Source organism: Pedobacter sp. GW821-FHT01D05 (assembly GCF_059422505.1).
Genome location: NZ_JBWKXA010000002.1, coordinates 104,696 through 118,774, shown reverse-complemented (window position 1 = coordinate 118,774; position 14,079 = coordinate 104,696). Strand labels below are relative to the sequence as shown.

The 14,079-nt window shown below is 39.4% G+C and carries 13 protein-coding genes; 5 read left to right on the top strand and 8 right to left on the bottom strand.

What is annotated here, in order from left to right:
- Window positions 1-200 precede the first annotated feature (200 nt).
- Window positions 201-2,975 (top strand): outer membrane beta-barrel protein, encoded by a 2,775-nt coding sequence (locus AC07VK_RS08685; RefSeq protein WP_492959881.1) that lies wholly within the window; start codon window positions 201-203, stop codon window positions 2,973-2,975.
- Window positions 2,976-3,106: 131 nt separating this feature from the next.
- On the opposite strand, the gene AC07VK_RS08680 is transcribed toward AC07VK_RS08685, so the two are convergent.
- The 4 genes from AC07VK_RS08680 to AC07VK_RS08665 all read right to left on the bottom strand — a co-directional run bounded on the left by AC07VK_RS08680 (window position 3,107) and on the right by AC07VK_RS08665 (window position 6,835).
- Complete coding sequence (locus AC07VK_RS08680) at window positions 3,107-4,111, bottom strand: LLM class flavin-dependent oxidoreductase (protein WP_492959879.1); 1,005 nt, start codon at window positions 4,109-4,111, stop codon at window positions 3,107-3,109.
- Window positions 4,112-4,184: 73 nt separating this feature from the next.
- Window positions 4,185-4,868 carry a class I SAM-dependent methyltransferase gene (locus AC07VK_RS08675; protein WP_492959877.1) on the bottom strand — a complete coding sequence of 228 codons (684 nt, stop codon included), beginning with the start codon at window positions 4,866-4,868 and terminating at the stop codon, window positions 4,185-4,187.
- 276 nt (window positions 4,869-5,144) lie between these two features.
- Window positions 5,145-6,545, bottom strand: a complete 1,401-nt coding sequence (locus AC07VK_RS08670) for an MBL fold metallo-hydrolase RNA specificity domain-containing protein (RefSeq protein WP_494939796.1) — start codon at window positions 6,543-6,545, stop codon at window positions 5,145-5,147.
- A 62-nt stretch (window positions 6,546-6,607) separates the two neighbouring features.
- Window positions 6,608-6,835 (bottom strand): YtxH domain-containing protein, encoded by a 228-nt coding sequence (locus AC07VK_RS08665; protein ID WP_131032139.1) that lies wholly within the window; start codon window positions 6,833-6,835, stop codon window positions 6,608-6,610.
- Window positions 6,836-6,913: 78 nt separating this feature from the next.
- Between AC07VK_RS08665 and AC07VK_RS08660 the strand changes: the two genes are divergently transcribed.
- Complete coding sequence (locus tag AC07VK_RS08660) at window positions 6,914-7,537, top strand: HAD family hydrolase (protein ID WP_492963760.1); 624 nt, start codon at window positions 6,914-6,916, stop codon at window positions 7,535-7,537.
- A gap of 508 nt (window positions 7,538-8,045) precedes the next feature.
- Here AC07VK_RS08660 and AC07VK_RS08655 read toward each other — a convergent pair.
- Window positions 8,046-9,731 carry a DUF6600 domain-containing protein gene (locus AC07VK_RS08655; RefSeq protein ID WP_492963758.1) on the bottom strand — a complete coding sequence of 562 codons (1,686 nt, stop codon included), beginning with the start codon at window positions 9,729-9,731 and terminating at the stop codon, window positions 8,046-8,048.
- A gap of 279 nt (window positions 9,732-10,010) precedes the next feature.
- Here AC07VK_RS08655 and AC07VK_RS08650 point away from each other — a divergent pair, with 279 nt between their 5' ends.
- Entirely contained in the window at window positions 10,011-10,712 is a 702-nt protein-coding gene (locus AC07VK_RS08650) for an SAM-dependent methyltransferase (protein ID WP_492955251.1), read from the top strand.
- A 172-nt stretch (window positions 10,713-10,884) separates the two neighbouring features.
- A complete protein-coding gene (locus AC07VK_RS08645) occupies window positions 10,885-11,064 on the top strand; it encodes a hypothetical protein (RefSeq protein ID WP_057931837.1) in 180 nt (59 codons plus the stop codon).
- A gap of 91 nt (window positions 11,065-11,155) precedes the next feature.
- Here the strand turns inward: AC07VK_RS08645 and AC07VK_RS08640 are convergent, their stop codons facing one another.
- Together AC07VK_RS08640 and AC07VK_RS08635 are read right to left on the bottom strand one after the other, a co-directional pair.
- Entirely contained in the window at window positions 11,156-11,680 is a 525-nt protein-coding gene (locus tag AC07VK_RS08640; RefSeq protein WP_492963756.1) for a DinB family protein, read from the bottom strand.
- Window positions 11,681-11,817: 137 nt separating this feature from the next.
- Window positions 11,818-12,135: a hypothetical protein gene (locus AC07VK_RS08635; protein WP_492955249.1), complete on the bottom strand. Its 318-nt coding sequence runs from the start codon at window positions 12,133-12,135 to the stop codon at window positions 11,818-11,820.
- A gap of 308 nt (window positions 12,136-12,443) precedes the next feature.
- Between AC07VK_RS08635 and AC07VK_RS08630 the strand changes: the two genes are divergently transcribed.
- Window positions 12,444-13,202: a M57 family metalloprotease gene (locus AC07VK_RS08630; RefSeq protein ID WP_492963754.1), complete on the top strand. Its 759-nt coding sequence runs from the start codon at window positions 12,444-12,446 to the stop codon at window positions 13,200-13,202.
- A gap of 89 nt (window positions 13,203-13,291) precedes the next feature.
- Here the strand turns inward: AC07VK_RS08630 and AC07VK_RS08625 are convergent, their stop codons facing one another.
- A complete protein-coding gene (locus AC07VK_RS08625) occupies window positions 13,292-13,963 on the bottom strand; it encodes a Rossmann-fold NAD(P)-binding domain-containing protein (protein WP_492963752.1) in 672 nt (223 codons plus the stop codon).
- Window positions 13,964-14,079: the final 116 nt, after the last annotated feature.

Here is a 14,079-nt window from a genome sequence, read left to right as displayed (position 1 = left end):
TTTTTTCGTTTAGTATTTGCAAAAACACCTTAAGGCAATTACTTTTACCTAAAAGATTAGTTGTTTTAATTAAGTGCAACGTTCAGTCAGCCAGTACGTCTATTAGATTTTTAGTCTGTCACATTTTTTATATCGTTCATCACATTTATCTGTACCATAAAAGCATAGCGCCTAATTTTAGCTTGTTATTTAATATATATATGAAGAAACTCTTACTTTCAATCGCCCTTACCTTAGCAATTTTTAATTTATTTGCACAAAAAAACGGAAGCATTACCGGAATTTTAGCCGATAGCGCCAATCACAAGACCACCTTAAATTACTCAACAATCTCAGTATATAAAGTTGGCGATAGTATATTAAGCACTTATAAATTATCGGATGATAAAGGCGTTTTCAAAATCAATGGTTTAACCATAGGTGTAAAATACCGTTTAGTGGTAACCGCGTGGCAATATGGAACTTACCGAAAAGAGGTCGAACTAACTGCGGCCAATCCCGCATTAAATTTGGGCACCCTCTATCTTTCCGTTAAGGCAAATGACTTAAACGAGGTTGTAATTTCGGGAGAAAGGCCACCCGTAGTTGTACGTAAAGATACCATTGAATTTAATGCAGAATCATTTAAAACCCTGCCATCAGCAGTGGTAGAAGATCTGTTAAAAAAGCTTCCTGGCGTTGCCATTGCAGCCGATGGTTCTATACAGGTTAACGGTAAAACAGTTAGTAAAATTTTAGTGGATGGAAAAGAATTTTTTGGTGGCGACCAGCAGATTGCCACCAAAAATTTGCCCGCTAATATCATCGATAAGGTACAGGTGGTTGATGATAAACAGGCCAAAAGACGTGATCCGGATTTAACGGCAGCAGAAATCCCACAGATTATCAATTTAAAATTGAAAAAAGCAATTAAAAAAGGAGCTTTCGGCAAATTATATGCTGGTGGAGGTTTAAAAGACCTGTATCAGGCCGGTGGATTAATGAACTTCTTTAGAGATACCACACAGGTAAGTATTTTGGCTTATGGCAACAACATCAATCAACCAGGCTTTAATCCCAACGATGTACAGCGAATAGGTGGTTTTAACCGAAGTGGCATTAATTCCATGATGATGAATTCTACAGGTTATTTCGAGTTTAATGGCATTAATTTCGGCGGCAGTTATAATGGTGTTCAAACCTCTTCGGGTGGTGGTTTTAATTTTAACACTTTAACCAAAAAAGGAATCAAAATTAATACCCAATATTTCTTTGGCCGATCGGATAATCTTCTGGAGAAACTCACCAATACCAACCAAACATTAGGTACCGACAGGTTGATTACCAATGCCAGCGAAAACACCAATACACTGATATTGAAACATAATATAGGTGGAAAATTAGACTGGCAAATCGATTCTTTAACACAACTCACTATCGAGCCGGCAATTGTACTAAGTTCTAACAATTCGGTAAGCAAGGTCTCTTCTCGTAACAACAATGCGAATAGTCAGCTCATTAATGCCCTCGATAATCTGAATGACCTGAATACTTCAAACAACAAATATCAGTTAAGGGCCGATTTTAGTAAGGATTTTAAAAAGGCTGGAAGAGCTTTCAATATGGGAGCCGATATTTCTGCAACCCCAAATCCCGTTATCAATTACAACAGAAGCACCAGTGTTTTTTACCTCAGCCCGTCCACTTCAGAGATCGATCAGTTGAGAAATAATACCATCGATAACTTCAGGTCTTACCTCTATAGCAACTATACCGAACCAATCAGCAAAAAACTGAATTTTAAAGCAGATGTAAGCGGAAATATCATCAATAACGAAAATGCATTAAGCACTTTTTACCGCAATCCGGCTAACCAGCTATACGATATTGCCATTCCCAATTTATCTCAAACCGTTAAACAGGACGGCTTTAAAACCAACACGAACATCAGTCTTGGGTATAAAGTAACTAAAGATCTCTACCTTCAACCGGGATTGGTACACAACTATATTTCGTTAAACAACCGCTTTACCAATACTGCAAATATTAATCAGCGTTATAATTTTATATGGCCAACATTTCAATTGAAGTACAAAATATTCCGTCTTAACTATTCTGCCCGGTTTGCGGAGCCGAACGTAAGTTACCTTCAACCCGTTGCAGATAATACCAATGCATTTTACATCAGAAACGGCAATCCGAACCTTTTGCCTGCCCGCACACAGAATTTAAGCATGAATATGTACAAATACGACCCTAAAAGCCTCATCAACTATAATTTATACGGTTATGGTAGTTTCACAAAAAATGGCGTGGTTAATACCATTACCATAAATAACGGCGTTCAAACGATTAATCCCGTTAACAAAAATGGTATCTATAATTTTAGTGGAGGGGCTAATATTTCCAAAGATTTCAAAAAAGATAAAACAAGTTTAAAAATAGGTTTAGGTTTCTGGGCCAATTTTGATCATACACCGGTTATTGTAAACAATATCCAAAGTGATGCAAATGTGTTTTATGTAGGTCCTAATGGAAGTATAAGGTTAAACCTCAATGACAATGTAGAAATTAACCAGTCGTATTCGATAAACCTGAATCGCAGTAGGTACGATGATAGCTATTACACCAACATTAGCTACAATACCCACCAAAGTACATCAGAACTGATTATCCGTTATCCCAAAAAACTGGTTTTCGAAACCAGCTATTCTTTAACCATCAATGACCAAAAAATCGCCGGATATAACAATAACATCAAATTCTGGAATGCCGCGCTTACTTACCTATTCATGAAAAACGACAGGGCGCAGTTAAAATTCTCAGTGAATGATATTTTGCAGAGCAATGTACGCAGGAACATCCAGATTACCGGCAACAGTGTTATCGATACGCAGAGTAATAACCTGGGTAGATATGGCATGCTTACCCTTACTTATAATATCCAAAACTTTGGCCAAAAAGTTGGCGGCAGACAGACGTTTTTTAATTTTTAATCCCGTGGTCTGTGTCTCCACAGACCACATTAAAAACTCTTCTTTTCAAACCCTCATAATCGTCTGTGGAGACATAAACCATGGAAATAGATTTCTCCACTACGTTGCACTGCGGTCGAAATGACGATTTATTAAAAAAATATCTCCGCAAGCAACCCGTACGATCTTATACGGTCTTCAAAATGCTCGGTAATGGTAACAGCCATCAGTTCATCTACATCATAATCTGCAGCCAGTTTGGTCAATCGCTCTTTAATTACCGCAGGGGTACCGTAAATCATCCGTGGTTTATTGGCGTTAATCCGTTCCTGCTCCGCAGCACTATAACTGATATCTTTAATATCGTTCCAACCTACAGCAGTTAAGCCTCCACCCTTTTCTAGCTGGAGAAAACGGTAAGCCATTAAAGCCTCCTGTTGTTTTACCTTTTCTTCGTCTTCTGAGCAGAAAACAAAAAGCGCCACGTTTTCGACTGGTTTTGCCAGATCAACCGAAGGTTTAAAATGTTCCCGGTAGTATTGAACAGCCTGTGGTCCTCCATGTGGGTTAATAAAATGTGCAAAAGAAAAGCCCATTCCAAAATGTGCCGAAAATAAAGCACTTTGTCCGCTGCTGCTTAAAAGCCACTGTTGCGGAACGGTCTCAGCAATCGGAATAGCTTTTATTTTTGCCTGGATACCACCATCAGAAGTATCATGCAGGTAATGCTGCAGCTCACGCAGTTGTTCTACAAAATCCTGCTCGCTCCAATTGTTTGAGGGGTTAAGCATCGAAGCCGTAATGCGGTCGGTACCCGGTGCACGCCCCATACCCAGATCGATCCGGTTAGGGTGCATCGCTTCCAGCAAACGAAAACTTTCTGCAACCTTTAACGCACTATGGTTAGGCAGCATAATGCCTCCAGAGCCTATTCTTAAAGTTTTGGTATGATTGGCCAGGTGCGCAATTAAGATTTCGGGTGTTGAACCCGCTAAACTGGTGGTATTGTGATGTTCTGAAACCCAGAAACGGTGGTATCCCAATCTTTCGGCTTCCTGTGCTAGTATAGTGGTTTCTTCAATGGCACGGCGGGCTGTAACACCCTTGCGCACCGGCGATTGATCTAACACACTTAGTTTAATTTTCGTATTGCTCATATTCGTATCTAACAAATTTATGAGCATACTCATTTAAAATAGACGTGCAAAAAGCTTTATGACTTTTAGATTATTACGCCAAAGTCAATTTGACCAAATACTGATCTTCACCATCATCAAAAATCAATTCAGCATCCCATCCTGTTTCATGGGCCATACGCTTAATGGTTTCTTCATCTATATAAATCCAGTTAAACCAATTGCCTTTTTCGCCTTTATATTCGTACTGATAAGATACCTCTCCATAATACTGGTTTTGCGGCTTCGGCATATCTTCGTATAAATAAGCAATATCAGAAGAATCGAAAATCACCTGCCCATCGGGGTTGATGAGGTCTTTTAATTTGATCAGGAAATCCTTAAAACCGGGCAAAGTTCCGGTTAAACCGATACCGTTCATGAGCATGATAATGGTATCGAATTTCTCCTGATAGGTAAAAATATCCTGTATGAATGCTTTTTTTACCCCACGCGCTTTCATAATATCCACAGCTGCTTCCGAAATATCAATAGCAGTTACATCGATATTAAAAGCCTGTAAAAGTAAAGCATGACTGCCTACACCGGCACCAATATCCAATACCTTTCCCCTGCACATGTGTAACGCCTGAAGTTCTAGAACGGGCATATCTTCATCATCACGGAAGAAGAATTCTAAAGGCATTTCTTCCGGCTCTCCATACGAATTGTGCAACCAAAGCGTATCGGCCTCGCCTGTTCTATAAATATCTGTTAACGCTTTACCAAAAACATCCATGCGGGCAAAGATAGGGAAATTGAATACGATGTAAGAGGGAAAATGAAAGACGTATGGAAAGGGAGCCGATGAAACAAAACTTCTTAACTACCTTTGAGGATGTTAAAAGAAAAATCGTCATCTCGACTGAAGCATAGTCCCGAACCTTCGGGAGAGAGATCTATATTTTAGATTTAGCGTCGCTGAGCCTTCGGGTTCTCGGCTACGTTGCACCCGATAGCTATCGGGTCCGCTCGAAATGACGGCACCCTACAAATCCAGACCAGCACCTCAATATTATTCAATCTCAAATACCTGATGATATTCGGGGATAGCCACATGTTTAAAGCCTGCATCTTTCAGTTTGCCGGCAAAATGTTGCTGTACTTCATATTCTCCATGTACCAAAAACAGCTGTTTTACTTTAGCCGGATCCTGACCTGATAAAAATTGCAGTAAATCTTCATAATCGCCATGTGCGCTCATCGATTTTATCGATTGTACTTCTGCCTTAACCTCATATTCATCGCGGAAAATTTCTACTACCTTTTGTCCGGCAATTAACCTACCGCCAAGCGATTTAGGTTCGCAATATCCTACCATCAAAATGGTATTTTTCTGATTTCCGATATTATTCCTGATGTGGTGTTTTACACGACCAGCCTCAGCCATTCCCGATGCCGAAATAATTACACATGGCCTGGGATCGGCATTTAAAGCTTTAGATTCTTCTACACTTTCGATAAAACGCAAGCCTTTAAAACCAAATATATCATGATCTATCTTTAAAGTTTCTTTAACGCCATTATTGTATACTTCAGGATGGTTTTTAAGAATTTCAGTAGCTTTTGAGGATAAAGGACTATCTACATAATAAGGTACATCAGGTAATTTACCTTTTAATTCTAAACCATTTAAGGCATAAAGCAGCTCCTGTGTACGGCCCACAGCAAAAGCTGGGATAATAACTTTCCCCTTTTTAATTTTACAGGTATGGTTAATAATCTCTAAGAGCATGTTTTCGATCGGATCGAGATCTTTGTGTAACGAATCGCCGTAGGTAGATTCCATTAAGATATAATCGGCCTGATCAAACTGCTGCGGGCTTTTTAAAAGCAGATCACCGTAACGCCCAACATCGCCAGAAAAGGTAATCCGTGTAGGTTTTCCTTCTTCTGTAATGGTAAGATGTACCGCAGCACTGCCTAAAATATGCCCTGCATCAGTAAACTTTAACCGAATGCCCGCCTCAATTTCGAAATCTTCTTCATACTCCACTATCTTCATCAGACTAAGCGTTTTGGTCACGTCATCATCGGTGTAAAGTGGCTCTTCCATTTCTTCGCCTTCGCGTAGGTGGCGGTTAGAAAACTCTGCATCCTGCATCTGGATTTTGGCCGAATCCATCATTAAAATGCGGGCCAGGTCCATCGTTGCCGAAGTACAGAAAATCTTACCTTCAAATCCTTCTGCAACCAGTTTGGGCAATAAGCCGCAATGGTCTATATGTGCATGTGATAAAACCAGATAATTAACCTTTTTGGCATCGAAACCAAAAAAGTCGTTTAATTTATCGGTAACACGGCCCATCCCCTGGAATAAGCCACAATCTAATAAAATCTGGGTACTATTTTTTAAGGTAATAAGGTGCTTACTCCCCGTAACCGTACGGGCGGCACCATGAAAAGCAATGTTCATCAAGATGGTGGTTAGAAATATGTAGCATAAAAATGCCGGATATTTCCGGCACTTCCAATTCTTTATGCATTTATTTCTGCTATTTTATCTTTCACCTTATCGGCTACGCCAGTCGCTTTATCTGCTAAACCAGCTAATTTATCTTTTGAAGCGTCTAATAGATCAGCAAAAAAATCTGATACTTTACCTTTTAAATCGCTTGTCGAATCTGAAGATAATGCCAATGCGATTGTTGCACCAAGTGCTGCTCCAGCTAATACGCCTACAATAATTTTTGTTTCCTTTGTCATAACTTTATTCTTTAATAATTAAACATTAATTGGCACTGGTTGTTTTGCTTTTATTCTAACATAAATCATTCCATTTACATGAAGCATATTTTTTTTATCGATTTAGACAATACCATCTATTTTACCAAACCGAATGAAGAACAGTTGATGGGTGAACTTTATCGTTACTTAGAAAGCCTGGATTTAGGAATCAGCGATGAAAAATTTCAGTTGGCCAAAGGGGAAATGTTGAGAACGCCTTTTGTAAAAGTGGCTAAAAAATATGGTTTTAATGAAGAGATAATGCCTGAGGTGATTTCATATCTGCACAGCAGAGAAGTAACCAAGCCCTTAAAGCCAAGCGATGACTATCATTACATTAAAAGCCTTAATGGCCGAAAATTTATTGTAACGGCGGGTTTTCCGAAACAGCAAACCTCAAAAGTGAAGATGCTGGGTATCGCTGATGATTTTGAAGCCGTACATGTTGTGGATGTTTCGACAACCAACAAAAAAGAAGCTTTTAAACTGCTGATTGAAAAATATGGTCTAAAAAAGGATGATATTTTAATTATAGGAGATGATGCAGAATCGGAAATTAAATTCGGACTGGAACTGGGAATAGCTACTTTTTTACTCGATCCCGAAAACCTGCACCCAAATGCCGAAAGCACTTTTAGGGGAACTGATTTAAGTAACCTACATACAGCGGCTGGGCAGTAAACCAATCTTTTTCTTGGGTTGTTGCCTGGCGTAGTTGAAGGGTAAACAGATTCAGATGAAGTGCATTAACCAACACTTACTTTCATCATAAAATAAACCATTAATGTTTTGGAGAGCCGCTTTCTGCAACTATTTCAGTTTCTCCCCGCTTTCCGTTTTACTTATCCCAGTTGGAAAACTGGGATTGCGTGTTCACTCCAATCGGGTCTAGATAGGCCTGATTATGCTACTATTAATGACTGGGCGTTAAATTAATACCTCATCCAGGTGGAGAGCTGCCATTTTTTGCACAAACCTTTGTTTCTAAACCCGGTAGCAGCGGCAGCCTCCTCCCGATTTTACATCGGGATTCATCGGAGCTATAGCGAATAACGGGACTGTTGTTCCCGAAGCAATGCTGAATGTTCATTCCCAAAACAATAGAGTGAACAAAATCCTTACTTTCTTATTTTAAGATTACAAAGTCTTTAAAATAAAAAAGTCCCGATTTTCATCGGGACTTACCAATCTATCCTCTACCACCTCTTGATGGTCTTCCTCCTTCAGAGCCGCTTCTTTCACCACCTCTTTGTTGCTGTTGTTGTGGTGCTTCTGTTCTTCTTTGTTCTTGTCTTTGTTGCATTTGCTGCTGCTGTTGCTGTGCCCTTTGTTGTTGAGCCTGGGCATCACGCTGTGCACGTTCCTGCTGCTGTTGTTGAGCTTGTTGTGCACGTTGCTGTTGCATCTGTTCATTACGCTGTGCTCTTTCTTGTTGCTGAGCCTGAGCCTGCTGCGCTCGTTGTTGCTGCATTTGCTCGTTTCTTTGCTGTTGCATCTGCGCATCGCGTTGAGTCCTTTCCTGTTGCTGGGCCTGGGCTTGTTGCGCACGTTGCTGTTGCATCTGTTCATTACGTTGTTGCTGTACCTGAGCATCACGTTGCGTACGCTGTTGTTGAAACTGCTCGTTACGCTGTGCCCTTTGTTGCTCCATTTGAGCTGCACGTTGTTGTTGATCTGCCTGACCACGCTGCTGTGTTTGCACATCGCGTTGTGTACGTTGCTGATCCTGGCTCATACGGTCTTGCTGTGTACGCTGTTGTCTCATCTGCTCCAAACGTTGCTGATCCTGACCACGGTTTACATTTTCCTGTCCGTTTCTGCCATCTACACCATTGGCATTACCGCGGCTAAAACGGCCATTAGCATCCCTATTATAAACTTCACCTCTGTTATTAGGCTGATTATTATTGTCTCTGCTTATGTTACCGTTGTTCCTATCAGGTTGCCCGGTACGGTTATCTCCTCTCGATCCAAAACGGTTATCGTTATTATTGCTATTACCACCTCTTTGATCGCGGTTGGTATAACCTTCATTCCTTCCGCCTCTGCTAATGCCGGCATTGCCTTGTTCAAATTTTCTTGGCGCTGCACTACGATTATCAGCATTACGCTCTGGTCTAGGTCTGTAGATAGAAACCTCTCTACCACCAACCCTACTCGCACCGGGTCTTGAACTCTGTGCATACCTGTAAACGGTTACATCCCTGTTGGTTGCACGTCTGATATCTTCAACCCTCGGGCCTCCATAATAGGTCCTTCTGTTATAAACATAAGTATTATTGATAATGGTGGTGTTTCGGATATATACATTGTTGCGTCCGTAATCATATCTTGGAAACACATTGATATAGATATTGCGTTGTGGAATAAAGTTCCAGCAAAATTCTGGTACTACGTAACGGCGGCCAAAACTTAGGTTAATACTAATACTTGGTGCCATTGGAGCCCATCCGTAATAACCATCACCACTTCTCCAATCTACCCAGGCTGGTCCCCAATTGGTATCAGGTAACCAGATCCATTGTCTGTAACTGTTAATTACCCAGCGGCCATAGTGGAAAGGTGCCCAGCCCCAATCGTAATTGGAAACCCAGGTATTGCCATATTCAGTCATCGCCCAACGTCCGTTGGTATAATATGGACGAAATTCGCTTTGATCTACATCCGGACGCCAAACGTAGCCATATTGAGGGTCTTGTATCCAAGTGCCATAAGGCGAAAGTTCATCGTAAAAAGTCTGTAAAGAAACATTGCCAGTGCTGTAACCATCGTCCTGGTAATCGTTTTGATAGTCTTGTGCCCTGACAAGGGTTGTGGTTCCGGCAAGGAGCGCAAATAGCCCCAGCACAAGTGCCGTAGATTTCAGTGTTTTCATTTGTGTGTTTTATTTTAATAACCTAATGTGTGTGTATCAATTAGAGAACCAAAAATGTAGAAGGTTTAATATGCATGCATAGTTTCTGCATTTTCCTTCAAATATTGCCTTATGAGGCATATTTAACTAATATTTAACGTTTTAAGCACATTTTAATTGTGCAGAAAATAAGTCAGTTAGAAATAAAATTTGCTACACCTTTGTTCACAAAAGAGATTATATTGTCAGTACCCTCAATTTTAGAACTTAAATTCTATTTATTGTGAGTATTTTTGCAGCATGCAAAAAGGCACTTTATACCTTATTCCCGTACCATTGGCTGAAGAGGTAGCACATAAAACTTTTACCCCTTATTTGGTTGATACCATTAACCAGATTGATACCTACATTGTAGAAAACAGTAAGACAGCCCGTCGCTTTTTAAAAGAGGCTGGTTTAAAGACTCCACAAAAAGATTTGATTGTACACGATTATGGCAAACATAACCGGACAGATTTAGGTCAGTTTTTTGTTGAACTTGCTGCCGGAAAAGACGTAGGCTTAATGAGCGAAGCTGGTTGCCCCGGCATTGCCGATCCTGGAGCAGATATTGTTGCCGAAGCACATAAACGCGGCATTAAAGTGGTGCCCTTGGTAGGCCCAAGTTCAATTTTACTGGCTTTAATGGCCTCAGGTTTTAACGGACAGAGTTTCGCCTTTTGGGGTTATTTACCTATTGATAAAGAGCAACGTACCAAAAGGATTAAAGATTTAGATTTATCGGCAAGCCGTTACAAACAAACACAGATATTCATCGAAACACCTTTCCGCAATAACCAGCTTTTTGAAGAGGTGCTGAAAAGCTGCAAACCCAATACGCAGGTTTGTGTAGCCAGCAATCTTACTGCAGAAAATGAATTTATTAAAACTCAAAGTGTTTATAACTGGCGCAAAGAGGAAATAGATCTTCATAAACAGCCTACTATATTTTTGTTATACTAGGAATTGGTTCATTAGTTCATTGGCCATTGGTTCATAACAGTATTCGTCATTGCCTCGTCGGCTGAAAAGGCTTCTCTAGCAATGACGAACAATTTCAAAAAATCAAAACATATCCGAGAATAGATTGGTTGTTATCATAGCGCTTTGCAATTATTCGCTAAATTTTACAGTTATGAAAAATACAAGCACACCAAAAAACAATCCAACGGTTCAGGGCAGTTCAATAGCTGATCGGGCTAACCATGATGTTAAAACGGACAAAAAAATCCAGGGAATAACCAATGGCGGTGGCCAACGGTCAGATCAAACTTCCAACAAGGACAATCAACGGAAGTACGACAATAAAAAATAATTGAAGTTTTTTTTAATATGCAAAAAAAGGCTTGTCAGAAATCTTTATTGAATGAGATTTTCTGACAAGCCATTGTCTAAAAAATGGCCATCTATTTCGCCATTACATTATAGAAATTATAATCCGTCATAGGGGCCCCTGTTATGCCTAAATTGTGGCAAATGGTAATGATCTGGCCACGGTGATAAGTACTGTGATTGAAAACATGTAGCACATATTCAAAATTCTGAAAGTCGGAAGTAAACCAAGGACTTTGAATCTCCGTTTTCTGATTAAATCTATCTTCACTTATTGCAGTAATATAAACGGCTAAGTTTTCTGACTGTTTCAACAGTGCATTAAAAATATCATTCAAACTTCCATATTCGCGGAATTCGAATTCGGTTTTAGTTAGAATTGAATACCAATACTCCTGTGCCTGTAAGATATGGGCGAGTGTTAACTTTACACTCTTGAAACTCGATAATACTTCCTGCTCCAATAATTCTTCCGGATGATTTTTTAACCAATTTACCAAGGTTAAATTTGCCCAGAAATTATAGTTTGCATAATTTTTCATTAAATAAACAAGGGAAGTTTCTTCCATTGTTTCTGCGAATAATTGTTCCTGTACCATGTCTTTTTTGTTTTAGTCACACAAAGAAAATACAGGCCACTGACAACCCTATGGCAGTGTAAAAATCAACATAAAAATATTTTTAAATGAAGTGTTTTTATCAATTCAGGCCACATTCCCATCATTCATTTTCCATCTTACCTGATCATCCTGTCAGGAGAAAAAGCAATAAAATATTCCGATCCGGTTTGGATACTAACATTAAGATCTGGCACGTTAATTTTAGGTTGTTCTTTAAGCTGCAATAATACGCTTGCTGCAAAATCATGTATCTTTTTTGGGTCTACCTGAACAGAAACCGTAGGAAAGAAATCGTGTTCTATTTCGGCCTTTCCCTGCTCACTTACCTGGCTAAACTTCCACGATTCTTTGACCCGAAAACCATTTTCGTTGTTGGCATTGTTTAAATGGTATAAAAACACTTTCGCCTGTAAGGCTATACTCTCATTTTGCATATTATAAAATTTGGGCTTTTTTGGCCATAATTTGGCAAGGTAAGAAGAATTAACTGGTAGTACTCTTTTTTTGATTGGTAAGCGATATGGAATTAATCTTGTTTTCTTTAGCAACGCTCATTTAACTAAAATATTATCGATAAAACAGACTATTCATGTAAATTTTTAAATACAAATACAGCTTTAAAACGTTACAAACCGTGTTAATTAAGTTTTCGTGTAAAATTATCCTACGGTCAAAAATTAATGTAACAAGTTCCGTTACATTTGTTTATCAGCTCCGAAAGGACTTAACTAACTTAAACTTCATGAAAAATAATCTAAAAAAGATTACCATCGTTGCCATGGTGGCAGTAGTAATTGCAGCCTGTAAAAAAAATCAGGAATCAATCGCTGAGCCTCAAGAAACGGTAAAAAATTCGGACAAAGTTTTGCAGTACATTAAAGACTTGGGCTTCCCCGCAACAAGTATTGTTGATAATGGAAATGAATTTATCGTAGAAGAAGATATTACATTCCCTAAAAACATGGAAATCCCTGCTAATGGCGCTGGGGCTAAAACTGAGCAGTATTATACCGGAAGCATTGTAAACAGCACTAAAAAGCTAAACATTAGAATTTTTGTAGATCCGTCTATGACTTCTATGAGCAGCGAGATCAATAGTGCAATTGCGCAATGGAATGGTGTTCCAAATTCGACCTTACGTTTTAGCGTTGTAACCACAGCACCTTACGACATCCTGATCAAAGATGAAAATTTAGGAAATGGTGTTTGTGGGCAAGGACAGTTCCCTTCGGGAGGAAGTGCGGGTGCTTTGGTTAAAATCAATAAAAATTATATAGCCGGTAATTCGTTTGCACAACGCGCAAGAACAATATGCCATGAATTCGGTCACTGTATTTCTTTCAGACATACCAATTGGGCAGCCCAGGGCGAATCGACTGCTACAAATGTTCCTGGTGTTACCGGAACTGATGCCCTATCACTTATGAATGGTGGCCAATGTGGATCAGGTGCAACGGTATTATCGCAAAAAGATAAAGATGCTATCGCTGTATTATATTAAAATTTGCTAAAAAACAACTAAACAAACCTAAACTGGTCTATAAGGAGCTGATAATTAATAAGCCTGGGAGCTCGTTGCAGCACCCGGGCTTATTCTTTTGATAAGGCAATAATATCTTTTCCTTTTAAAATACGCCGCTCGCCATTATGGCTTAAAGTATTAATCATGGCATTGCCGAGCTCGGCCATGGTGCAAAACCCACCTGGATAAACGGCCCTTCCAATAGGAAATAACCAGTTGATATATTTATAAAATTTATGGGCATATTTTTGTCCTGGCAGCGGTTTAATAAAACCCGGGCGAAAATTAAACACCTGCGCAAAAGGCAATCTCATTAAATCGTTCTCCGTTTTACCCTTTACCTGCGCCCATTTCAACCGTCCATTTTCATTGGTTCCGCCACCGGAAACATAACAAAAAGTCATCGCCTCATTTAGCTTACTTAACGTTTCGGCAACATGCATGGTTAGTGTATAGGTCATTTTATAATAAGTATCGCTATCAACGCCTACCGAAGTAATTCCTAAACAAAAGAAACAGGCATTATAACCCGAGAGCTGATTTTCAATCTGCGAAAAATCAAAAAAATCGGGATGGATGATCTCCTTAAGCTTTGGATGGCTATAACCACATGGCTTGCGGTTAATCACTAAAACAGCATCAATTTCCGGACTGTTTAAGCATTGCATCAATACGCCTTCGCCCACCATTCCAGTAGCACCGGTGATGATTACATTATTCTGATTTCTGGTTTTTCCCATCGGAAGTTTATTTAATAATCAAAACGAAGATAAGTTAATCTTTGTTTGCTAAATAAGCCAGTTGGGTTTCTTTTGGCTTCGTCAAGGTTAAAGAAGGTAAATTTTATGATAAATTA

What these genes read in the sequence shown, in the direction of transcription:
- AC07VK_RS08665 (WP_131032139.1), bottom strand. Translation starts at nt 6,835, where the DNA reads ATGACAAAGGAAACAAAAATTATTGTAGGCGTATTAGCTGGAGCAGCA.
- AC07VK_RS08655 (WP_492963758.1), bottom strand. Translation starts at nt 9,731, where the DNA reads ATGAAAACACTGAAATCTACGGCACTTGTGCTGGGGCTATTTGCGCTC.
- AC07VK_RS08645 (WP_057931837.1), top strand. Translation starts at nt 10,885, where the DNA reads ATGAAAAATACAAGCACACCAAAAAACAATCCAACGGTTCAGGGCAGT.
- AC07VK_RS08685 (WP_492959881.1), top strand. Translation starts at nt 201, where the DNA reads ATGAAGAAACTCTTACTTTCAATCGCCCTTACCTTAGCAATTTTTAAT.
- AC07VK_RS08625 (WP_492963752.1), bottom strand. Translation starts at nt 13,963, where the DNA reads ATGGGAAAAACCAGAAATCAGAATAATGTAATCATCACCGGTGCTACT.
- AC07VK_RS08680 (WP_492959879.1), bottom strand. Translation starts at nt 4,111, where the DNA reads ATGAGCAATACGAAAATTAAACTAAGTGTGTTAGATCAATCGCCGGTG.
- AC07VK_RS08640 (WP_492963756.1), bottom strand. Translation starts at nt 11,680, where the DNA reads ATGGTACAGGAACAATTATTCGCAGAAACAATGGAAGAAACTTCCCTT.
- AC07VK_RS08660 (WP_492963760.1), top strand. Translation starts at nt 6,914, where the DNA reads ATGAAGCATATTTTTTTTATCGATTTAGACAATACCATCTATTTTACC.
- AC07VK_RS08650 (WP_492955251.1), top strand. Translation starts at nt 10,011, where the DNA reads ATGCAAAAAGGCACTTTATACCTTATTCCCGTACCATTGGCTGAAGAG.
- AC07VK_RS08630 (WP_492963754.1), top strand. Translation starts at nt 12,444, where the DNA reads ATGAAAAATAATCTAAAAAAGATTACCATCGTTGCCATGGTGGCAGTA.
- AC07VK_RS08635 (WP_492955249.1), bottom strand. Translation starts at nt 12,135, where the DNA reads ATGCAAAATGAGAGTATAGCCTTACAGGCGAAAGTGTTTTTATACCAT.
- AC07VK_RS08675 (WP_492959877.1), bottom strand. Translation starts at nt 4,868, where the DNA reads ATGGATGTTTTTGGTAAAGCGTTAACAGATATTTATAGAACAGGCGAG.
- AC07VK_RS08670 (WP_494939796.1), bottom strand. Translation starts at nt 6,545, where the DNA reads ATGAACATTGCTTTTCATGGTGCCGCCCGTACGGTTACGGGGAGTAAG.